General features: G+C 61.8%; 21 protein-coding genes and 1 pseudogene. 19 read left to right on the forward strand and 3 right to left on the reverse strand.

All coding sequences use genetic code 11. The annotated features are described in order from the left end of the window. Positions 1 to 644: 644 nt before the first annotated feature. Positions 645 to 1,664, reverse strand: a complete 1,020-nt coding sequence (locus AC1DS6_RS22495) for a carbon-nitrogen hydrolase family protein (protein WP_477103153.1) — start codon at positions 1,662 to 1,664, stop codon at positions 645 to 647. Positions 1,665 to 2,080: 416 nt separating this feature from the next. Here AC1DS6_RS22495 and AC1DS6_RS22500 point away from each other — a divergent pair, with 416 nt between their 5' ends. Next, a complete protein-coding gene (locus AC1DS6_RS22500) occupies positions 2,081 to 2,992 on the forward strand; it encodes a hypothetical protein (RefSeq protein ID WP_477103154.1) in 912 nt (303 codons plus the stop codon). Further along, the gene (locus AC1DS6_RS22505; RefSeq protein ID WP_477103155.1) at positions 2,992 to 4,851 is read left to right on the forward strand and encodes an ATP-dependent helicase; all 1,860 of its coding nucleotides are present in this window, start codon (positions 2,992 to 2,994) and stop codon (positions 4,849 to 4,851) included. The genes AC1DS6_RS22500 and AC1DS6_RS22505 overlap by 1 nt, the downstream gene beginning before the upstream one ends. Here the strand turns inward: AC1DS6_RS22505 and AC1DS6_RS22510 are convergent. After that, a complete protein-coding gene (locus tag AC1DS6_RS22510) occupies positions 4,848 to 5,366 on the reverse strand; it encodes a hypothetical protein (RefSeq protein ID WP_477103156.1) in 519 nt (172 codons plus the stop codon). The two genes, AC1DS6_RS22505 and AC1DS6_RS22510, sit on opposite strands and share 4 nt — an antisense overlap. A 331-nt stretch (positions 5,367 to 5,697) precedes the next feature. On the opposite strand from AC1DS6_RS22510, the gene AC1DS6_RS22515 reads away from it, so the two are divergent. From AC1DS6_RS22515 to AC1DS6_RS22595, 17 genes are all read left to right on the forward strand, one after another. Beyond that, the gene (locus AC1DS6_RS22515) at positions 5,698 to 5,832 is read left to right on the forward strand and encodes a hypothetical protein (RefSeq protein WP_477103157.1); all 135 of its coding nucleotides are present in this window, start codon (positions 5,698 to 5,700) and stop codon (positions 5,830 to 5,832) included. A 144-nt stretch (positions 5,833 to 5,976) separates the two neighbouring features. Continuing rightward, positions 5,977 to 7,383, forward strand: coding sequence for a recombination directionality factor (locus AC1DS6_RS22520; protein WP_477103158.1), 1,407 nt, complete (start codon positions 5,977 to 5,979; stop codon positions 7,381 to 7,383). A gap of 82 nt (positions 7,384 to 7,465) precedes the next feature. Further along, the gene (locus tag AC1DS6_RS22525) at positions 7,466 to 7,915 is read left to right on the forward strand and encodes a hypothetical protein (RefSeq protein WP_477103159.1); all 450 of its coding nucleotides are present in this window, start codon (positions 7,466 to 7,468) and stop codon (positions 7,913 to 7,915) included. A 168-nt stretch (positions 7,916 to 8,083) separates the two neighbouring features. Next, complete coding sequence (locus tag AC1DS6_RS22530) at positions 8,084 to 9,424, forward strand: metallophosphoesterase family protein (protein ID WP_477103160.1); 1,341 nt, start codon at positions 8,084 to 8,086, stop codon at positions 9,422 to 9,424. 23 nt (positions 9,425 to 9,447) lie between these two features. After that, entirely contained in the window at positions 9,448 to 9,840 is a 393-nt protein-coding gene (locus AC1DS6_RS22535; RefSeq protein WP_477103161.1) for a hypothetical protein, read from the forward strand. A 29-nt stretch (positions 9,841 to 9,869) separates the two neighbouring features. Continuing rightward, positions 9,870 to 10,112: a hypothetical protein gene (locus AC1DS6_RS22540; RefSeq protein ID WP_477103162.1), complete on the forward strand. Its 243-nt coding sequence runs from the start codon at positions 9,870 to 9,872 to the stop codon at positions 10,110 to 10,112. A 63-nt stretch (positions 10,113 to 10,175) separates the two neighbouring features. Beyond that, complete coding sequence (locus AC1DS6_RS22545; protein WP_477103163.1) at positions 10,176 to 10,418, forward strand: hypothetical protein; 243 nt, start codon at positions 10,176 to 10,178, stop codon at positions 10,416 to 10,418. 100 nt (positions 10,419 to 10,518) lie between these two features. Next, positions 10,519 to 10,959 (forward strand): hypothetical protein, encoded by a 441-nt coding sequence (locus tag AC1DS6_RS22550; RefSeq protein ID WP_477103164.1) that lies wholly within the window; start codon positions 10,519 to 10,521, stop codon positions 10,957 to 10,959. Between the two features lie 79 nt (positions 10,960 to 11,038). After that, positions 11,039 to 11,269, forward strand: coding sequence for a hypothetical protein (locus tag AC1DS6_RS22555; RefSeq protein ID WP_477103165.1), 231 nt, complete (start codon positions 11,039 to 11,041; stop codon positions 11,267 to 11,269). A 380-nt stretch (positions 11,270 to 11,649) separates the two neighbouring features. Beyond that, positions 11,650 to 14,064, forward strand: a complete 2,415-nt coding sequence (locus AC1DS6_RS22560) for a hypothetical protein (RefSeq protein WP_477103166.1) — start codon at positions 11,650 to 11,652, stop codon at positions 14,062 to 14,064. A gap of 183 nt (positions 14,065 to 14,247) precedes the next feature. Then, positions 14,248 to 14,763, forward strand: coding sequence for a hypothetical protein (locus AC1DS6_RS22565; protein ID WP_477103167.1), 516 nt, complete (start codon positions 14,248 to 14,250; stop codon positions 14,761 to 14,763). Beyond that, a complete protein-coding gene (locus tag AC1DS6_RS22570; RefSeq protein WP_477103168.1) occupies positions 14,763 to 15,851 on the forward strand; it encodes a hypothetical protein in 1,089 nt (362 codons plus the stop codon). The genes AC1DS6_RS22565 and AC1DS6_RS22570 overlap by 1 nt, the downstream gene beginning before the upstream one ends. A 28-nt stretch (positions 15,852 to 15,879) precedes the next feature. Continuing rightward, on the forward strand, positions 15,880 to 16,485 hold the full coding sequence (locus tag AC1DS6_RS22575) for a single-stranded DNA-binding protein (RefSeq protein WP_477103169.1): 606 nt from the start codon (positions 15,880 to 15,882) through the stop codon (positions 16,483 to 16,485). 158 nt (positions 16,486 to 16,643) lie between these two features. After that, positions 16,644 to 17,672: a DUF7146 domain-containing protein gene (locus tag AC1DS6_RS22580; protein WP_477103170.1), complete on the forward strand. Its 1,029-nt coding sequence runs from the start codon at positions 16,644 to 16,646 to the stop codon at positions 17,670 to 17,672. Between the two features lie 1,657 nt (positions 17,673 to 19,329). Further along, positions 19,330 to 20,640: a RepB family plasmid replication initiator protein gene (locus AC1DS6_RS22585; RefSeq protein WP_477103171.1), complete on the forward strand. Its 1,311-nt coding sequence runs from the start codon at positions 19,330 to 19,332 to the stop codon at positions 20,638 to 20,640. A gap of 214 nt (positions 20,641 to 20,854) precedes the next feature. After that, positions 20,855 to 21,448: a hypothetical protein gene (locus tag AC1DS6_RS22590; RefSeq protein WP_477103172.1), complete on the forward strand. Its 594-nt coding sequence runs from the start codon at positions 20,855 to 20,857 to the stop codon at positions 21,446 to 21,448. A 279-nt stretch (positions 21,449 to 21,727) separates the two neighbouring features. Then, a complete protein-coding gene (locus AC1DS6_RS22595) occupies positions 21,728 to 21,913 on the forward strand; it encodes a hypothetical protein (protein WP_477103173.1) in 186 nt (61 codons plus the stop codon). A gap of 117 nt (positions 21,914 to 22,030) precedes the next feature. On the opposite strand, the pseudogene AC1DS6_RS22600 reads toward AC1DS6_RS22595, so the two are convergent. Continuing rightward, positions 22,031 to 22,158 (reverse strand): annotated as a pseudogene (locus tag AC1DS6_RS22600) (tyrosine-type recombinase/integrase); the annotation flags it as partial. Between the last annotated feature and the right edge of the window lie 46 nt (positions 22,159 to 22,204).

Raw genomic sequence — 22,204 nt, forward strand, 5'->3', positions numbered from 1 at the left:
GGATCGTGGCCGCGGGAGGCGGTGACACAGGCGGCAACTTCGCGGGCTCGTAGACGGGCGTGGGGTTCGACGGCGCTGCGGGTACTGGTGATGCCGCCAGCCGACCATCGGCGCCGGCTTCAGAGTGGTTTGATGCGTGAAGCTGGACAATCGGCCCCGCAACGACGGGTCCCTTCGATGCCGAGGCTTGTTCAGCGAACCCTGCTGATACTCCTCCGACTGACGGAGAAGTAGGGGAAACGAAGGCGTGCGCAGTCACTGGCGCTGCGGCTTTCTGGCGATGAAGAAAGTACTGCTGACCAACGAAGCCAAAAAGGACGGGCGACGCAAGCAGGATCGCCAGCCCGATGCGCTTCCGATGGAACTGCCACCAGGTCATTGCGCGAAGAGCCGATCGCCGTGCTGTCGCTCCTGCGTCCCCACTCTCTAGGCTTCGTACCTGTTTGCGGGGACCTTGCTTCGATGGCTGCTGCCCTACTACACCAGATAGGACGGTCGGTCCTCGCGCCACGGTTCGCGCGCCGATAAGGGCAATGGGATTGGGGCTGAGATCGGATTGCATGGAGGTATTGAACGCGAAAACGACCCGCGCGTGGGGTACAAGTTCTCCAGAAAAATGCGGCCGATTCGATCGTGCTCGATGCTCAAGGCAATGCTTCGCTGAGCAAGAGCGGACTCCCAAATAGGCGCGCCCACGATCTAGTGACCGATCGCTGAATAGTTAGTGCGCCGAGTGTGTCCCACCATCCGTTAGCAATCAAAATCACCGGCACGCCATAGTGAAGGTGATAAAGCGGGAGCGACGTGCTCGCCTCAAAGCAGACCAGCAAGCTGGCGGACCGCCCAGCCACCTCGATGACACTGCCCGCCTTGGCATAGTCGGTCGGATACGGTTCGATCAGCGGAATAGGCGCGATAGCGGGCGTGAAGATCCCACCGGGGAGATCCCAAACACCTTTGCGCAGCACACCGTCCTGCGTGGTGATGCCTCCGACCAACAGGCGTTGGTCAGTCTTCAAGGCTTCCCGAAGGTGGCGCATACCTGCCAATGGCAATGTGCCTAGCCAGTTCTCCGGCGCGACAATCACCGTCGCCGAGGATTCCCGCACTTCGTGGGAAAGCTGGATCATCGCGTGGGCGGCCTCTTCGAAGGTTCGTGGCACTGGCGGCGCAGGACTAAACTGCAGGCCGGACCAGCTCGATACGCCTGTCGGAGGATACCTGTAAGCATGCAGGTTCAGACCAGCCGCCAGCATGAACGCTGCGATGACGAAGACGGCCAGCGCTTGACGAATCGTTCCATCCACGCGCCGCCAGCCCGCTATTGCAACGGAAATCCCGACGTACAAGATGACGCCGGCATATCCGGCCCCCGGGAAGAGCCAGCCCGCTCCGGCGAGCGGTGGCAAGGACAGCCAGTAGGCAAGCGGCGGCAGCGACGGCGATGCCAATTGCATCGTACCGCGGAGCCACCACGGGCCAGGCAAGAGTGCCGGCATTGCCATCAATGCCGCATAGATTATCTGCGCCGCCAAGGCGAGCCACAACGATGATCCGGACGCGTATGCTGACGCAGCGACGCACCAGGCGGCACCAAGAAACAATGAAGCGGCTCGCGCGAAGCGTCCCGCTGCGGTTGGATGGTCGGTCGCGAACGGCAGCAAGGCATATCCCAACCCACTTGCAGGCGGCAGCGAAATGCCGACGCCCGCTAGAAAGCAGATAAGACAAGCATTCGCGCGCGCGCGTAACCGAAGAGTTCCTGGAGACATGCTGGCATTTGAGTATAAGGCGTGCACGCGATTGCCCTCGAATAAGGCGCCAAGTTTAGTCCAACTCGGAATTCACCGTATTTGGCGAATTTGTGGCAACGAAGTGGCCGAATGACTCTCCACCACTCTTATAAATCAAGGGCTTACAGCGGATAAATTTGCCCGCGCGGGCAAAACCAGGTGGCGTCATGCAATCGCTGCGGCGACGCGAGACACGAATCGAGCACGTTTTCGCCACGCACTCGACTGCACGCCTTCGCGCGGTTCACGCAGGATTCAGTGACATCCACCCAAAGAAGGAAACCACGATGTCACAACTCACTGCCGTTGAATCCGACCGGGACAGCTTCGAAGGGGGCCTCGGCACGGAGAACGATGAACTTCTCGTGGCCGCCGAGGAATCCCGCGATGCCCTCGCAGCCGACGCCGCCGAGAGCTCTCAGGGTGCCGCCAATGCCGAATCGGCCACCGACGAGGCCGACCGGGCCCGCGCCGAGGAACAGATCCGCCGCGCCAGCGCGCAACGCGAACGCGGCAAGCAAGAACTCAAGCGCAAGATTGCGGGCATTCCGTCGGTGCAGCAGCACGTCACGCTCAACGACCAGGTGGTCGCCTCGTCGTTCACCCGCTTCTTCTACATCATCGACAAGGGTGCCGAACTGATGCGCCGACGCGGCGATGCCGTGATCGGCCAGGAGCGGGCGACCAAGCTGCGCGAGCAGCTGCAGACGCTCATCGGCGCCGTCGAGGCGGACGTGCGCAAGGACCTGGACGCTACGCAGGCCCTGATCGACCGGGACGCCTATGCGGAGGTCGCGATCGCGGTGACCTACACCGCGCCCACCTATAACGAGACGATCCAGATCCGCTCGCGGGAAGGTCTCGCGCTCCAGCGCGTCTTCGCCATGTACGATCAGCTGCTGTCGTTGATGGTCAACCTCGAGTGGAACGGCAAGATCGACCCCAGCGAGGTCGACCAGATGCGCTATCAGACCAAGCAGAAGATTCGCCCGATCTTCCGCTTTGCCGCCCGGGCCAATATCGGCATGAACGCCTCTCGGGCCAGGAATGCCGGCGGTCAGGCTGCGCGCGGTGGTCGCCGGGCTGCGGACACCCGGTCGAAAGGTGACGAAGCCATTGTGGAGGCTGTGAGCGGTCTTCAGTCGAGCCTGGCGGAAAGCGCCGCCGGCGGCGGCACCGACGTAACGCTGCCGATCTGATGGCGAGCGATGAGCGCCTGCTCGCGGGTCTCAACCCCGAGCAGCTCGAGGCGGCACGCTGCCGCGCCCACTGTCTTGCCGTGGCTTGCCCCGGCTCCGGCAAGACCAAGACTCTGGCCGCGAAAGCGGCCTTTTTGCTGTCGGACGGCGCCTCGACCGTCACGGCTGTGACCTTCACGCGAGACGCCGCGCTGGAACTGCGCGAGCGCATCGTTGCCATCGCCGGCGACGCGGCCAAGCCGCGCTTGCTGGTCGGCACGTTTCACTCGATCGATCTCCTGATGAGCTTCCCCAAGGGGCGCAGCGGCTTCGGCAGCGCCATCCTGGCGGAGATGCGCTCGCCCTACGGCGACCGCTCATGGGACATCGTGCGGGAAGGCGAGCGGCGCGGGTATCTGCGCCGGGCCATCGCCCAAGCGGGCCTGGAGATCGACCTCGATGAGGCGACTCGTTTGATCGAGGATGCGAAGGCCGCTGGCAAAGGCCACGGCCTGGAGGACGCGCAACGGGAGATGCTCGAAACCTATCAGCGCATCCTGGAGCGAAACGGGCAGGTCGACTTCCAGGACATTCTCCTGAAGACCAACGAGGCCTTGTTCTCCGGCGCCATGACGCCGTTGCCGGTCGACTACCTGCTGATTGACGAGTTTCAGGATACCGACCTCGTCCAGTACCGCTGGGGCGCACACCATGGCGCCGCCGGCAGCCAGATCACCGCGGTCGGCGACGACGATCAGTCCATCTATGCGTTCCGCCGCGCGCTCGGCTATGAGTGCATGCAGATGTTCACCAAGGAATTCCAGGCGAGCACCATCCTGCTGGGCATCAACTATCGTTGCCGGGACGAGATCCTGTCGTCCGCGGGCAAGATGGTGCAGGCCAACCTTGGGCGGATCCCCAAGCTCCTGCAGGCGGCCAAGGGCGCAGGCGGGCGCGTCGAGTGGGAGCGCTTCAGCGATTTCGACCTGGAGGCTGAAGCCTGTGTCGACGCCATCGCCGCCGCGACGGCTGACGATGCATCGTTTGCGGTGCTCACGCGCGCCAACCGCAGGCTGGACCTGATCGAGGCCATGCTGGTGGCACGCCAGATCCCGTATCGGCGGGCAGACGGCGAGTCGGTGCTGGACAAGCCGGAAGTGGCTCTGTTCGGCGCCGTCATCGACTCCGTGGCCACGCAGAGCGCGCGGGCCGTCGACCAGGTGCTAGGCTGGGCCGGCTTGTCCGAGGACAACCTCGCGCAGATCCACCAGCTCTTCGGCAATGCCATCCGGATCGGCGCGAAGCAGGACTTCGAGACCACTACCCTCTCCCCTGACGGCATTGCCATCTGGAAGGACTTTGCCAAGCGCCATCAGGCCTGGTCCTCCTTGGACAAGGAGGGCCTGTACCACCTGATGCTGCTCGGTATTCAGGAGTGGCTCTTGCTGCATGCAAAAGATGACCGGACCAAGCGCATGTTGGAGGTTGCGGCGGCGATTTACCACCCCGCCGGCAAGGGCCCGAAGGAGCGGCTCGACGAGCTGCGCCTGGCTCGCCAGAAGAAAAAGAAGGACGAAAGCGAGCATAACGCCATTCGGGTGTCGCTCATGACCGCGCACAGTTCGAAAGGGTTGGAGTTTGACCGGGTGTGGATCCTCGGCGCCGAGGAAGAGGCATGGCCCTCGAAGCACGGGTCGCTGGAAGAGGAGCGGCGCCTGATGTACGTTGCCATGACGCGGGCGCGCGAGCAGCTCTGGATCAGCGCGGCCGGAAAGCGCCGCACCAGCCTGTTCGTCGCTGAGACCGGCATTGAGCGGGCGCCGGAAGGCAAGTACAGGACATCCAGCCGGCCGAGCGTGCCCTCTGGGGAAGCGTCCTAGCCGATGCCATGTTCGTCGGACAATTCCTGCGCCGTCTTGCGCGGGATCCGCAGCGCGCTGATCTTGACCGCGCCATACGCCATCAGCACCGGCGGCAAGACGGCCAGTTGCTGGTCCCGATCGATGCGCCCCTCGAATCTCGCCACATACAGGCAGCCATAGGCTTCGTCGAAGCGGCGCAGCAGCCGATACAGGCGCGCCCCTTCCCCCGACACCAGTCGCAACGCCACCTCGGCGTAGATCACCGTGGTCGTCGTCGGGTGGATGGCGCGACAGCGGAGGTCCAGCAGATCGATCTCCGTCTCCAACTGATCCAGGTCGTGGCGGAGAGCCTTTATATAGCCAGGCAGTTGCGCGAAGGCCCGCATCTTCGTGGCCAACAGGTGAAAATCCCGCCTGACCAGGCGGCACACCAGCGCCGTCCGAAGCGGCATGGTCGCGCGTGATTCAACGGGGGTTCGCACCTCTTCGATCCGATGCGAATTTTTGATGACGAGCGAGGGATTCTGGTCCATGGCAGCATTATTAGGGCTTCGCTTGTACCCGGTCAGGGCGAAACCGGCGGGAAATCGCACGCGACTCGCCGCTTTCCTTTACCGGCGCTACCCCTTATCATGAATCCACTCTTCAGCCGTGCAAGCGGCAATGTGTCTCCAGCAAAACAGCACCGGATTTGTCGCGGACTTGCTGGCTGACTCTCAAAATTTTGGCGTTTTGTCGTGCCGGTACCCTCGCCTCTCCAGGTTGGGTTCGCCTGCCCACACGCCGCGCCCTTCCCCTTCGATCGTCGCCTCAGGCCATTCCGGCCCGCCTTGGCGTCCCTTCAATCTCTCCCTGCAAGCCGCCATGGAAATACTCGCCGTGCTGATTCTGGCCGTACTCCTGCTTTTCGCTATCGGGAAGCGCAACCGGTCCGATCACGACCCGCAAATCGACCCATTCTTCTTCTCGCAAGACAAGGACAGCATGGATGACGAATAACGGCTGCCGACGCAGCGGAATGGCCTAGCCATTCCAGTGCACAGGCACATGGACTTCCCAAGCCTCTCCGAGGCACACATGAAGATCCACCGGATTTGCCGGTGGATAAACCGTTACGGCGATTGCCCGTCATGGAGAGAAATCATGGAGAAGTCCATCCTGTCGGACCGACTCAACAACGGCACTGCGCGCCTGAATATATCGGGTCGCATCCGCAGTGGTACCAAGCTGCTCACCGCAGCCGCCGCAAAGAACCCCAAGGCCGTCTCCCTATTTGCGCCGGCGCTCGCCGGCCAGCAGAAGTTCAAGGACGCCGAAGCGGCCATCGCCGCGCAGTGCAACATCGCCTATCCCACCCGCCCCGTGAACACGCCCCACTTCAACGTCTCCGGGGCAGACTTCGAGATGCCGGAATTCGCCCGGCATATCCTCGACACCTACGGCGAGCAGCGCGGGGACGACGTAACCCGTCTCTACCGCTTCCCGATCGTCTTCCACACCGATCAACTGCTCGACTTCTTCCCGCACGCCTTCAAGTCTTATGGCGCCGCGGTCAATTACGAGTCCCGCTATGGGGCCGATGGCAAGCGCTACTGCATGTACCGCGAGCCGGTCACCCCCGAGCAAGTCCAGCAGCAACGCGCGCAGCGGATGAAGTTTCATCCCCGGCGCGAATTGGTGCCGCGCGGCGAGTGCATGCCGGATAGCTGCCCCGAGTACCTGCAGGGGCTGTGCAAGTTCCGTGGTGAGCTGCAGTTCTACATCCCCGGCATTCCGACCGTCGGGCCCGTATCGATCGCAACCACCAGCCAATACGCGGCAGAAGGCATCTTCACCGACCTGATGCGCATCAAGGACGCACTCGGGACCATCCCGCGTTTCAATCCGTTTCGGCCAGGCAAGCCGATCTACTGGCTCACCAAGGTGCAGGAGACGCGGACGTACTACGACGACCAGGGTGCCAAACGTCTGGGTATGCAGTGGGTGCCCAAGCTCACCGCGGATCTGGACATGGCGAAGGCCCTGAGCCTGAACACGGCCCCGGCGCTGTCGCTCGGCCTGGCTCCCGCCGCCCCCCAGAGCTGGCTGGCCGGAACGACCCCCTGTCCCCCGGCAACCCAGTCCGCCACGCCGGAGGCCGATCCTCCCGGCGACTACGACGCCAAGCTGCAAGCGCAGGTCCTGCGTGCCGTCAATGACAGCAACGGCGACCCCGAGTTGATCAGCCAGTGGGCCACACAGCGGTATGGGGAGGATTGGTCCCGCACCAATACCTCGCTCGACGGCGTCCATACGGTCTTCCGCAGCCTGGGTGATGACGGTGAGTACGTCAACGCCCGCCTGCGTTTCGAGATCGCGGCATTGGTGAGCGGCATCGACGAGACGCTGCGCAAGCAGTACTTCAAGGCGAAGCTGGGCAACGGCTGGACGCACAAGATCGACCAGCTGTGCGCCGCTACCGCCGAACTCGAGGCGCTGGGCAAGCGCGGCGCGAACTATGCCAGCAGCTTAATGCTGAGCTTCCTGGACGATCTGCAACTCCCCGCCTAGCGGTCCGCGGTGGTCCCCACACCGCGAACCCCGTGCCGGCAACCGGCACGGGGCGCTCAACCTATTCCATCGCGAGGTAAACATGACCGCAATCTTTACGGTGCTGCAAGCGCGCGCGCACGATCGCAATCGGGTCCGCCTGTGCGCGACACTGATCGCCGCCGAGACCGACACAGAGGCCGAGGCCATCTGGCGGCTCTGGGCTGCGAGACTGATCGAGGCAAAGCTCCTGCGGTACGCCTTCATCAATGCCAACGCATGCGATCGCGTCAAGCTGTGCAGCGCGTGCGACATCGAGATCCTCGACATCGAGGCCTTCGAACACTGGCGCCGGATCGCGACAACCCCGTATCACGCCGACGGCAAGCACTACCCGGCTGTCTGGCGGGAGATCCACAGCGAGAACCGTTCGGCGCACGAGATCCAGCTCGGCCTGGAGGATGAGACTGCGTTGGCGCAGAGAAAATGTCCCTTCTGCGGCCTCACCGACACTTGCGACGATTGTGAGTCAGCGGGATCGACGACCGCCTGATCGTGGCAACCGTTTCCCCCCACCCTCCCAACGATTCGCGCGTGCCTTCGTACCGCGCCCTCCCCCGACGTTCGGGGGCTTTCTCTTGTGCGTTTTCCCAGCGCGCAACGGAAAGCCGTTCCCTCGCTTTCCAATCGCCGCGAACGCGGCAGGCAAGGAGGAACTCCCATGAAAATCGCTCACATGAGTGATCTGCATTACACCGCAACTCATCTCGCAGAGTCCAACCGCTGCTTTGCGGCGGCGGTTTCCCACGCGATCGAGATCGGCGCGCAAGCGGCGGTCATCACCGGCGACGCGACCGACCACGCGCTCGACGCGCACGAACCGGCCTTCCGGGAACTCGCCAAGCAGATCCAGCGACTGGCCAATCACTGTCCGGTCCTATTGCTGCAAGGCACCTTCTCACACGAGCCCCCGGGCTTGTTGCGCGTCCTGGAACTGGTTGGCGCACGGCATCCCATTGCCGTTGCGGACCGGATCGGCCAAATCGCGCTGGTGCAGGGCCAGTGGCACAGCAACGGGCTGACATGGGACGCGCCCGCCGATCTGGTGGTCACGTGCCTGCCGACCGTCAACAAGGCAGACCTGATCGCCACGGTCGGCGCGGAACATGCCGCGGCCGAGGTTGGCCAGGCGCTCCATCAGCTGCTGGCCCTGTTCGGCACCGTCAATGACCGGCTGTTCGCGCAAGGCGTGCCGACGCTGCTGATCGGCCACGGCACAGTGGATGGTTGTCTGACCGAGCACGGCGTGCCGATGGCAGGCCAGGACCACGAGTTCAATCTGGGCTCGCTGTTCCAGGCCAACACCGATGCGGTCGCACTTGGCCACATCCATAAGCAGCAAGAGTGGCGGCGTGAGTTCGCCGGCAGACGGCAACTGGTTGCCTACGCCGGCTCCATCGGGCGCTTTCACTACGGCGAGGATGGCGACAAGTCCGCCCTGATCTGGGACATCCGTCCCGGGCAAGCCGAGTATGCGGTCTTCGTGACGCCCGCGCGGGTCACGCTGGACTTGCACTTCGACGGTCCTCCGGATCTGGAGGCAATCCGCGAGTTGGGCCAGCGCTGCGCCGGCGCCTTTGTGCGCGTGCGCTATCTGGTCGACGAGGAACACCTCCAGTCGGTGGACCGCGCGGCAATCAAGGCTGCGCTGGGAAGCGCGGCCGAAGTGAAGATCGAGGGCAAGACCCTGGTGGTCGAGCGGCAACGCGCGGCGGGCATCTCCACCGTTGCGAGCCTGGACGGCAAGGTCAAGATGTGGTGCGAGCAAACGCAGTCACCCTTCGAGCCCTTGTGCGACCGGCTTCAGGCACTGTCGGTCGAGGCTCCAGAGGCTATCGCCAGCAGCATCATCCAGCGCATCAAGACGCGGGAAGCCGCGCAAGACACCGCCGACGCGCTTGGCCAGGTGCCGGTACCCGCCGCCGACAACCCGACCGCTCCGGTACCGCCGGCGATCGATTCCGACGTCCCGTCCTGGGTGACGGAAGACCTGTTTGCCTAACGGCACCCACGGCAGGATCGGGCTTGCAAAGCCGGTCCTGCCAGACACCCTCATCGATCACGTCCCCTCAACATAAAGACAACCGCGACACCCGTCTCCATCATGAACCGGCCGCCCTGCCGGACCAACGACTCGTCGAGGTGACCGGCGAATGGCTGCCAGAAGGCACCAGGCTCGAGGCCTACTGGAACGGCGAGTACTGGAACGGCTGGGTCACACCGCTGTTCCCGCTCGCGTCCGTACATCGGATCGTCGATCTGATGCCGGGCATCGACTACAACCAGGCCGAGGATGCGGTTCTGATCCTCAACGGCACGGAGATCGACAAGTCCCACCCCATCTCCATCACGGTGAATGGCGAGGCCGTCGCCGCGTATGTCGTGGGTGACGGCTTCTGCTGGGAGCTGGCGACGTGAGCACCCAGCCGATTCGAACGAGTCCTGCAATGACACAAGAGGAACTCATCGCCGAGAACGCGCGCCTGCGCAAACTGCAGGCGCAGCAGGTGACGGCGCTGGCAGCAGTCTGGAAGTGCTACACGCCGCTACAGATCAGCCATGCGCGCCTTGACAGTGCCGTCTGGTTGGTCGCAGAGGCGCTGGATGATGCCGGCGTTGCCCGATGCCAGCCTGACGGCGACACGGCAGCATCCAACCACCGCCCCCCTGACACACATAGCCATTCCTAACCATCCCTTGCGGGTCCGCACCCGCAAGGGGCGGGCTCCGCGCCACACCGTGGAGATTCCGACATGGATCTGAATGGCATCACCGCCGAAATGATGGAGTCCGCGGCCGACAACCCGGACCTCGACAGCGCGCTGCAACCGCTCCAGGCGGCAGCGGGCATCACCAGCGGCGACACCGCCGGCTTGTTCTTCGGCTTTATGGATAGCGAGAACAGCCAGTGGTTCGAGGCCTCGCCGGCCGAACGCAAGGGCTGGCTCCGGCAATGGCTGGCGCTGGAACAACGCCACGCATTCCCGCAACGGTAGTCACAACCCCAACCCACATCGCCTGCCTCACGGCGGCGCCTCAACCGCAGGCTGCCCTCGTGTCGGCCAGCGCTTTCTATTTGTCTCAGGAGAAGTAAACATGACTCACGATAAACGCCTGTTCGCACGCGCCAACGCAACATTGCTTCGCATGCTCTGTGTCATCTTTTTGCATGTCGGCATCTTTTTCATCTTCGTCGCAGCGCTACTGCACAGACGCGCTGGCTTCCGTCAAAGGGCGGCCACAACTGGGGCCGGCTCGGCAGTCAACGCGGCAGATCACGCTGTGCAAACCGCAGCGCAAATCCATGACGACACTGCGCGTCGGTGGGTTGCGATATCGGCCCAGCTGGTCGACGACGGCAATCTGGAGGCAGCAATCGCGGCCGCGTACGTCGTCGGCCGCTACGGCGCCGAACTGCCACCGGAAGTCGCCGCACACGGATCGCTGAAAGCGGCCTTTGAGCGAGGTATTGCCGACGCCAGACAGGAAGCGACGGGACGCGGGGCAACCCGCGTGCTGACGCCAATGGTCCGGTAAGCAGCCGCCTTTTTACAACCATCCCTTGCGGGTCCGCACCCGCAAGGGGACGGATCTGCGCGGCTAACCCGCAGACCCAATGAAATTACTGCAACACATCAAGCAGGCGCTCCGCGCCCCAACCGTGAAGCAGCTTGAATCGGTTGGTCGCCTGGCGCATACCCTGTCGGCCGCCTGTATCATTGCGGCCACGTCCCTGGCGTTCGGCAGTGAACCGCTCACGACCGGCGGCGTAGTTCGCTACGTCCTACTGTATTTTTGGGGCGTGATATTATTTGTAACAGGTGTCCTTCTAAGCAAGGGAGAATGAGATGCTCGGTATGCTACTTGTCAGTGCTTTTGGCGTGGCATTTTGCACCCTCTGCTGGGTAATGCTGGACGGTGCAGAAAAAGCCAAGGACCGCAGCAAGAACGAGTCTGTTTGATTGCTCTGCAACGCGAAACAGCCACTTCGGTGGCTGTTTCCCTTTCTGGACTCCCAGCAGAAGCATCCCAACTCGTGCTGCATTTCGCCACCGTTTCGAGTTTCCCCGGCACATTGCATTGCGTTTACACTAGGGCTAAGCCGGGCCTACCGGCACTGTATATAGATGTTGCGGATTGATCCATGCGCCCGCCCGGGCCTATCGATCAGTCTCCGTGGTTTCCAATTCGCCGCACCAGCGGCAGGAGTTGAACATGAAACCACGCATGTTAAGCCTCGAAAATTTCATTGGTATCCAGTCCGGCTTAGGCAAGCCCGAGATCACCCTCGATCTGCGTCACCTGGATGCATCCACCACCCTCGTTGCCATCGCTGGCCCCAATGGCGCCGGCAAAACCACCATCATGGACAACCTTCACCCGTTCCGGGTGATGCCCTACCACGCCACCACCCCCACACCCAACGGCTTCTCGTACTGGGATCACGTTGCCGGCGTGCAGGCCGCCAAGATGCTCGAATGGGAGCACGATGGCCAAGTGTTCCGCACCGACCTGGTGTTTCGCCAATCCGGCAAGACGAAAAAGCAGGACGCCTACCTGACCGTCCGCCAGGGAGAGCAATGGGTCCCGGTCAACCTGCCCAACGGCACGGTATCGGACGGCAAGACGGATACCTACGATGCCTGTGTGGAGCATCTGCTCGGCAAGCCCGAAGTGTTCTTCACCGCCCACTTCTCCACGCAATCCCGCACGTCCCTGTCGGCGATGAACGCCGGCGACGTGAAGTCACTCCTCTCGTCGATCCTCGGTCACGACCAGATTCGCGAAGAGGGCGCCAAGGCAAGCGCCGTCGGCAAGCTGCTGAACCAGGAACGCGGGCGCACACAGGAGGATCTGCGCCTCGTGATGGCGGCGGCGTCTCGCGCCAGCGTGCTGGACAGCCAGATCGTCCAAGCCGACACGCAGCTGACTGCGGCAACCGCCAACGTCGATGCGGCGCAGGCGGACGTCACAAAGGCCAGCGCGGCACTGGCGGCCACGCAGGCGCAACTCGACGCGCAGGCCTCGGTCCGCCAGCAACGCGCACAGCTCGAGCAACAGCAACAGGTAGCCGGCCGGGAGGCCGCACAGCAGCAAGCCGGCATCGACGCCGAGGTGGCCGCGCGCAAGCGCGAGCTCCAGGAAGCCCAGACGCAGGCCCAAGGTCAACTCGCCGGCCTTGCCACCGGGGCCAAGCGGCTGCGCAATGACCAGAACACGCGGCAAGCCATCCTGGCTCAGGAGCCAGCCATTCAGCAGGCGGAAGGCGCTACTACGCAAGCCAAGGCGAAGCTCCAGGCGCTTAGTCAGCAACGGGAGGCGCTCAACGGGGCTATTGCCACCCTGGCACAGCGCCGCAAGGAACTGGCCGAGGTGTCGGCAGCGCATCAGAAGACGATCGCGGACGGCTCTGCGAAGAACCAGGCCGTGCAGTACATGACAGTCAATGCCAAGCTGGCCGATGACGTGCCGTGTGCCGGCAGCGCGCTGCAACCCAAGTGCCCGCTGCTTGCCAACGCGATGGCCGCCAAGACCGCCCTGCCGGGCGAGGTCGCCCAGCTAAAGGACATGCGTAAGTCATTCGAGGCCAGCAAGGCTCGCAGCGCTGCCCTCACCACCGCCATCGCGGAGCTGGAAAGCAAGGATGCGGCAGCCCGCCAACTGGATCAGCAAATCCGCGCGCTGAACGATCAACTCCTGCAGTTGAGCCGCGTTGCCAACCAGCGCGACGCGCTGGCCGCCGCCAAGCAGGCCCTGCCGATCGCCACACAACGCCTGCAGGAGATTGCCGCGACCGAGGCGGAACTGAACCAGCGACTGGCCGGCCTGACCCAACGCATCGGGGCAGTCGATCAGGAAGCCGCAGCGAAGCGCAAGGCCACTGACGCGGCCCACGCCGAGAAGCTCGCGAGCCTGGCGCAGTTGCTGTCCACCTTGCCACGCGTGATGGGCAGCGACGCCCTGCAACAGGCGCAGCATGCCGTCACCACGGCCGAGCAGATCCTGGCCAAAGCCAAGCGCACGCAAGCGCAGGCGCAGAGCCAGCTCCATGGCTTGCAGCTGCAATCCGCGGAAGCCACGGCCGTCGCGGCACGCGCTGCCTCGCTACAGTCACTGTGCATTGCGCTGTCGGACGAAGCGGCCTATTGGGCGCTACTGGCGAAATGCCTGTCGAACGACGGCCTGATCGCCCTGTCCATCGATGACGCCGGCCCTGCCATCTCGGCACTTTGCAACCGCCTGCTGGAAGATTGCTACGGTGGTCGCTTCGCGGTGCAGATGGTGACGCAGCGCACGACGCAGACCGGCACCGTGCGGGAGACATTCGAAATTCACGTCACGGATGTCGAGCGCGGCGAGATCAAGCCGCTCGGCAGAATGAGCGGCGGCGAGAAGGTCTGGGTCAACGAGTGCCTGGTACGCGCGCTGGCACTGCACATGGCGTGCAGCACCGGCATGCATTTCCCGACGCTGTTCTCCGACGAGGTGGACGGTCCGCTCGATCCGGAACGCAAACGGCAATTCATCGCCATGAAACGTGCCGTGCTAGCGGCCGGTGGATACGAACGCGAGTTCTTCATCACGCAGACGCCGGAGCTGTCGGCCATGGCGGACGCCATCATCCACATCCAGTCGCTCTAGCAGCGACATTCATCAGGAGGGGCCACAGGCCCCTCCTGTCTTCCACCCGCGGACCGCCTTGGCGGCCGCCCTCTCCTGCCATGGATCCAAGCAGGCTTTCCCGGCGCCGCCCCAACGCGCCGCAGGGAAAGGCTGTGCCTCCGACTTTTTAGCGCCCAGTCATGGGCAAGAACGGAGAACAACATGACAGAGCAATTGCTCGACCTGTTCGGCGAACAGGTTGCAGAAAGACCCGCGAGGGTCCCCAAAGTCGAAGGCACGCAGGCTGACCTGATCTCGGTCGACAGTATGTCGTCCAACGATCTCGCGAAGTTCTGCACCGGCATCGCCACCGCCCTCTGGGGCGGCGTCCGCGACGCCATCGTGGCCTACAGCGCCACCAAAGACATCCGGGCCGCGAAGAAGGATTCCGACTTCTTCGGCATGCCAAACCTCTGGGAAGAAAAGATCCACCTGTTCGATGCCCTTTGCTGGGCCTTCGACTTGTTCGATCACCGCGCCATTACCCCGTTCGACGCCGTGTGCGATGAACTGGACCTCGATGTTCGGCGTATCCGTCGAAGCATGGCCAGGAATCTGCACAGCGAGTTGCGCGAGCTGTTTCGCGTGATCCGGATGGCGCTAGGTGAACCCAAGGCCGCGGATGTGGCCCTCAAGCTCGATGAATACGTCAACCTCGGAAACTGGAGAAACCAATAATGAAAGCAGATCGAATTGGCATGCCCGCACGGCTGCTCTGGATCATCGTGTTCCTGATCTTGCTGCCGTACGCCCTGGTCGCCGGCAAGCAACGCTCGGAGAAGGCCATCGGCTGGATCGGAGACAAGTTTGGTGGCGAACGTGGCGATGAAACGCTGGAGGACGAGGAACTGGAAGATGCAGCGCCTGCGCCAGCTGTTATGGAGTCCCAGGTTCCGGTAGCAGCGGCGCCAGCACCTGTTGTCGCCAAGCCGCCGCGTCGCCCCCGCAGCATGAAGCAGATTGCAGCAGGTATTGCGCCGGAACCGGCCTTCACCGCAACCGAGAGCATCGGCGCACGGTGCGTGCAAGTCAGGAAGATCGCGCGCAAGCGGGTCTTTTTCTACCAGTACGCCAACCACGTGCGCCGGGTCCTGCCCGGTGAAGTGGGCCAGGCCCGCGAGCAACTTGGCATCCTCACCCGAGCAGAGTTCGAGGAAGCCGGTCTGCCCTTCGGCATTCCCAGCGCGGTGACACTCACCGAGCTGATGCTCAAGAGCGAATCCGGCTCAACGCGGAATCAGCCAAAGGCGGCGCTTGCGACGGTTCACCCGTTGCATGGCGTGGACGTCAACGCTGCACTGGCCGATGCGAGCGCAAGGCAAGACGCACCGCCTTGGGAAGCCGCGGGCTACGAGTTGCCAGAGCCGATAGCATCGGCGCCGGAGTCAGAGCCGGCACAACAGTCTGCCAAGCCTCGCCCCCTCAAGGTAACGCCAATCGCGCCGCAAGCCCGGAAGAAGCCGATCAAGATCGGTGTGGGCCGCATTGTCGACATGGGCGTGCGTCAGTTCACGCCGGACGGCCGCAAGCCGTATCAGTCCTTCACGATCACCCTGGAGAAGCACGACGGCAGCCGCAAGGCATTCAGTGGCGAGCACCTCGCGGAGCTGGTCTCGGAGCGCCATGTGCGCGTCGGCGACACCGTGAAGATCAGCATGCTCGGCCGCGTTGCCGTCCAGGTCCCGCATCCCGAACAAGTCGGGAAGTTCATCGATACCCATCGCAACGAGTTCGACCTCCGGCACGTGCGCTCACTCGCGGCGTGATTCAACAGCAGTAAGCAAAGGAAAATCTATGGCATCCATCAACAAGGTCATTCTCGTCGGTAATCTGGGTGCAGATCCGGAAACCCGCTATCTGCCCAGCGGAGACGCCGTCAGCAACATCCGGCTGGCGACGACTGATCGCTACAAGGACAAGACCAGCGGCGAGATGAAGGAGGCCACCGAGTGGCACCGCATCGCGTTCTTCGGCAAGCTCGCCGAGATCGCCAGTCAGTACCTCAAGAAGGGCTCGCAGGTCTACATCGAGGGGCGCATCCGCACCCGGAAATGGACGGACCAGGCAGGCGTGGAAAAGTACAGCACCGAAATCGTGGCCGAGCAGATGCAGATGTTGGGCAGCCGCTCAACGGGCGCGTCGAGCGGTGATGATGAGGGCGACGGCAGTCAAGCCCAGCGTGCGCCGGCACGCGCGTCCAACAACAGCGGCCGGCAGAACGGCGCCGCAGCACCCAGCAGTCGTGGCGCCCGCACGCCGCCCCCATCACCGCCGCCCAGGCAGCAGTCTGGTGGCTATGGCGGTGGTGGCGCGCCGCGTAGCGGCGGCTTCGAGGACATGGATGACGATATTCCGTTCGCGCCTTGTAAGGCACTTGACGGCATTCCGTTCCGGCGCTGACGCGCAGTGCGGCAGGCCCTTCGGGGCCTACCCGCTGCTTCTTCAACCCTCCCCCCTCACGGGGGCTTTCCTGATGCGCGCTGCGCTTCAGAAAAGCCTCTGCACCTCAGCAGTGGTCTCTCCGCTTTTGAATTGCCTTTCCGAGGCAGGAGAACACGATGAGCTTGAACTTTAAAGATATCGACTGGGTGAAGGTGCTCACGCGCGCCCAACTCGACGTGAAATATCTATCGAAGCGCCAAGGACCCTGCCCTCTCTGTGGGGGCAAGACCCGCTTCCGTTTTGACAACAAGGATGACGCCGGCACCTACTATTGCAACCACTGTGGCGCCGGCAATGGCTACACGCTCCTGCGCGCATTCACTGGCATGAGCGATCGCGATGCGCTTGAGTTCCTGAAGGACGATGCATGCTGTCGCCCGGTAGGGAGGCCAGCCGCCCGCAACGACGAGCGCAGCCTCACGGCGAAGGTGGAAGCCGAGGCCAGAAAGAAGCGCGCAAAGCTGAACGCGGCCTGGTCAGGTTCGGTGGCCATCACGGAGACTTCGCCAGTGTGGGCCTACCTCAGCCGGCGGGTGCCCGGCCTGCAACTCGCGTGGCTCTCGCCCGATCTTCGGTATCACCCGGCCATGGCCTACTGGGATACCGACGATGAAGGCAAGCCGGTGAATCGTGGCGACTGGCCGGTCATGCTGGCCAGGGCAAGGCGCGCAGATGGGGCACCGGTCACGCTCCACCGCACTTACCTGAGCAAAGATGGCTACAAGGCGCCATTCGCAGATGTGAAGAAGCAGATGGCAAGTCCCCAGAAGCTCGCCGGCGCACCCATCCGTCTGAATTGTCCGACTACCGGGAGCCGGAAGGTCATCGTCTGCGAAGGTATCGAAACCGGCCTGGCCCTTGTGGCAGCCACTGGCAATCGCATCGAGGTCTGGTGCTTGGTGAATGCCGGGAACCTCGCCGTTGCCGACATCCCGCGGGATCGCTTCGATGAGGTGATCATCTGCGCCGACCGGGATCCGCTCGACCCGAAGCACGGCTGGCGACCAGGTGAACACTATGCCGAGTTGCTGAAGGCCAGACTGGTCACCGGGGGCTTCGGCGTGCGCTTGCACGTGCCGAAGAATGAGGGCGAAGACTATTCCGACCTATGGCTAAGGGCATCGCATCTGCGGGTTGCCGCATAAACCTTGGCGAGACAACGTAAGGGCGCCGGCAGCCAAACCGCCGCGCACTTGCCCAGCAAGGAGCTAGATTTGATGAGATCGATTTCAGCACTGCTAATGCGAGCGACCGATGAGGCACACCGGGCGCTTTGCGAGAGCGAAGAGGCGGCCGCGCATTACGGCGAGTGTTTCAGCCGTTGGGATGCCTGGTGCTGCTGGTGGCGCGGCTTCTTCAGTGTCGCCCGGCAGGCTCACGTACCTTTAAAGTGATGTACGGGCACTTCTCGCCCGGCAAATCTCTCCTAACGACAAGAGTCCCCTGTTGCACATCGCCGACCCGACGGGGTCGGCTTTTTTTTTTGCCGGAACGGTGCCCTCACTGGAGGAGGGTGCATGTCCCGTACACACCCGGCAACGGGAGAGTACGCGCCCGAGATGCGGCGATCGCGGGCCGACTGCCGATAGGCATCCTTTGTTGCTCCCCGAGCTTCCCCATGCGCGTTTCCGAGGGCTGAGCGAATCACCCCAAAACCGCGTCCGAAGTGCCTTATAGGGCATCATCCACTACTTCCCGATACCACCGCGCATCCAGACAGTCACTCACACGACAACGCCGGCGCGTTGCATTCCACCTAAGTTCATCCCAAAACAGGGTACCTTTCGCTGCGGCCAAAGGTACCCGTCTATGGTAAGGCGGCAGTGCTCAAAGGACTGAAATTCCCATAGCCGGGTACCTTTCCACCATGGCGACCGCCAGCCCTCATGTAATTTCGCCTGTTTCAGCAACAGTGGTCACATACTTACGTTGGGGGAGTGCCGAGTCACAATCCCATAGGCCGGCACCTAAACCTGCTTGAACTAATTTGTGGACGGCCTTCCCCGCGATGACTTGTGGGGCATAAGCAATCCCGCGAAGCCTTGTCTACGCTAGGTTTGCGGACGTTTGGCGCTCATGGAACACGACTTACCATCCCCGGAGCAATTAGTCCCATAGGTGGGTACCTATCGGCGCCTGGGTCCCCAAAAGGAAGTCGATACTCACCCCAAAACCGATCCCATAGCCGGCTACCTACGAGTTCTCCCATAGGCGGGTACCTCAGGAGCCTTCAGGGCGCCCCCATAAACGGGTACCTTTTGCCAAATTTCAGGCCGGCGAGCAGCTCCCATAAACGGGGACCTGTCTCCCATATCCACATACCTTTCTTCCCATTGGAAGGTACCGTCAGTCCCATATCCACATACCTCAGCTCCCATTTCTGGGTACCTTCACCCCATAGCAGGGTACCTATCGGGCTGGAAACCCTTTGTTTATGCGGCTCTCCAGGCTCTAAAGGTTTACTAAAGTAATAAAGTGTTAAGTAAACACGTAAACGGCAGGTGTCTTCTGAAAAGCCTCTCAAACACGGGCATAGGTACCGGTCTATGGGATGGTTCAGCCTCAACCAGGACTGCTATAGCCTCCCGCTCCTGCCCTAACCAACTACGTATACTGGCTCGGTCCGATGACTGAGAGAATCTGCCGGACAGTACAGGTGAAACTGCCCCACGATTGACCACAAACACGGCGCAGGATCGCAGCGGTCCTTAAGGTGTACTTCGACGTTGATATTGAAGGTACCAAGGTGTAATATGATCGCGGCGCCTTTACACCTATGGCGGACTTTTCGGTACCACATCGATGGCCAGACAGAATCGCACACCGCCTACGGACACTCAAATCGCCCTCTTCCAGACCGTAGAGTCCCCTGAGCCATTCCGAAAAGCTGTTCAAGCAATCCACATCGCCCCGCGGTCCGGCATCATCTCGCTCCAGCAGCGCAAGATGTTCAATTCGCTAATCAAGAATGCGATCAGCCAAAACGAAGAGAATGAGGGTCGGACGCTCTTCGAAATGACAGCCGGCAGCCTTTCAAATGATATCGGACTTAATAGCAACAACAGCCAGTACGTCAAGGACACGCTGAATTCGCTTATCAGCACTGTAGTGAACTGGGACTTTCTTACGCCGGACAAACGAAACATATGGAAGTCATCCGGTTTGCTCGCCGGAGCAGAAATCGAAGGTCCTAAGCTTCGTTATTCCTTCTCGGATCAGATACGGACAGAGCTTCTGAATCCAGAAATATATGCGCTTATTGATATGCGCATAACGAGACAGTTCCGCCGCGCCCACTCCTTGGCGCTCTGGGAAAACACGGTGCGCTATGAAGCCATCGGAATTACCGCAAAGTTCCCATTGCAGACCTTTCGGGAACTGATCCTAGGCCTCGACAATGGAACACAATCCTATGCGGAATACAAAGCCTTCAAGAGTAAGGTGATCGTCCCTTGCGTCCGAGAAGTGAATGAAATTTCGGATCATCTGTTAGAACTCGTTGAACACAAGAACGGCCGATCAGTTGTCGCTATTCAATTCAAGGTAAACCGTAAGGCTGAGGCTAAACCGGACGTCAACGAAAAAGAGATTGCTCTTTTAGACGAAGTGGCAAAACTTCAGGTGCCGCGCTCAGAGGCTGCTAAGCTGATTGCTGAGTATGGCGAAGACCGTGTGAATTCCGCCATCGAATATACTCGCGCTAGGAAAGCGAAGAAAAACGCCCCTTCGCTAGACAATGAAGCGGCGTATTTCAGGAAGGCATTGCAGTCAGGTTGGCAGGCACCGACTACTAAGACTGCCGATCCCGCAAAGCCACAGCCTCGCAAGAAGGTCACAACCAGTGACGTGCGAGCGCGGTACATTGCTTCCGAGATCCCTCGAGCCAGGGAGTACTTCAACGAGCTTTCTATTGATGACCAGGCTGTTCTCATCGATCGTTACAATGGAACGGTCGATACCAAAAATCTTAAGATTATCGCCGGGAAGCGCTCGACAAAGCTCGCTGAGACAAGCTTTTTCAGTTGGCTTGTAATTGATACCTGGGGCGATCCTTCCGCAGAGGATCTCTTGAGCTTTGTTGTGAATGGCGGTGCAGCGATCGACGCAGCCTAAGCTGCAGTTACCGCCCTACCCCACGGATGGCGAGCGACAGCGCGTACACTAACCATCGAAGCACTGCAGATCCCTGCGGAAATAGTTGAATTGCAGCTTTCCCATGAAGTTCGCGACAGCTTGGGCCGCGCCTACAATCGCACACAGTGGCTCGATTAACGCCGCGACCTCATGCAGCGCTGGGCGGACTATTTGGACGAACTGAGACAGAATAATGAACGTTGGAAATAGTTTTCCCGATCAAGACTTGCTGGAGTCCTGCAAATACCTGGCGAAGCAAGTTCTCTGGAAAAACGGTGGTAACTCCAGTGACGTCGTCGAAATGCTCGCGAGCCGATTCTATGCGATTGCCGAGGGCCATCAGGATTTCGTCCGAACCCAGCGCGAAAGCGACGATGTGATCGCTCATGCAGTACGCTATATCGCCGATGTTCACGCCATGCCAGCTTATGGAACGGACCTTGATTGGTTCACGCATACGCTAGGCGTACTAATCGAGCTCGCAGTGCCAAATACGCTGCTAAACGAATCGGCTGGCAATCTGCTGAAGGATCTTCAACAAGGGATTGCGCAATCGGCGGGATCGCTTCCAACATCTCGCGAATCCGTGCGCATAGATGATGACGATGCGAAGAGGCTTAAGTTCTTCGAGGATGCTGGCTGCGAATATGGTGCTGTCTCGGACCTACTCGACACCGTCGAGAAGCTTTACTATGGCGACCCCCTCAGCGAAGAAGACGAGCGCACGGTGAGAATCGCAGCGCTTGCGGCACCTCTGACCAGGAATGCCAGAGAGGACAACAAATAGGCCTTTCCGCCAAAATTGGTAACGATAAGGCGGCCCAGTTCAGCGGCGGCTCGCTGGCTTGGACGGCCCAAGAGGGGTCAAACGTCCTAACGCCCCAGCTGCGCGGTGATGGCACTGGGGCGTTCCATTTCTTGCGCACGGCATGCGACTTCCAGCCCGCGCCAGCTACTACTTCGCGGAAGTCTGCGCCCTTTCGGGCCGGGGCAAAGTTCGAACCCCTATCCGGACCATTACAGCCCGTGTCACGACTGGTGACCTGGGCCCCGGGGCAAGGGATTCTTGCAATTTGATTGCAGTAAGGGCCCTTGGTATATCCGGCCAGATCATCTGCGCAAGGTGTACCGGCTGGTGGGTGAGCCGCTCGGCAGCCTGGCGGCGCAGCTCGACGCCCTGGAGGCGTTGGAGCGCGTAGCGGACGCACAGGCCGCGCCCGTCGGCGAGCCGGTGTACGAGTTCCGGCAGTAAGCCAGGACCCAAGACCACAAAACGCCGCCCTTGGGTGGCTTTTTTTCCCCTCATCTCCATGCCGATAACTGGTGTTATCGGCATGGAGCTTTAGGCCACCCGCCCGTCGCATCATGGCTACAGGCGGATCCTCTCGACCTCGTCCAGGGTGATGTTGTCGGGCGCCGGTCATAGAGCTGGGTGGTGCGGGTCGACGCGTGATTGGCCATCGCGGCGGCGTTCTCCAGTGTGCCGCCATTTCGCACCCGCCTGCGTCCCAGGCGAGATCATTTCGTCCTCCGTGGTGTGGCC

This window comes from Cupriavidus sp. 05L310, assembly GCF_056398185.1.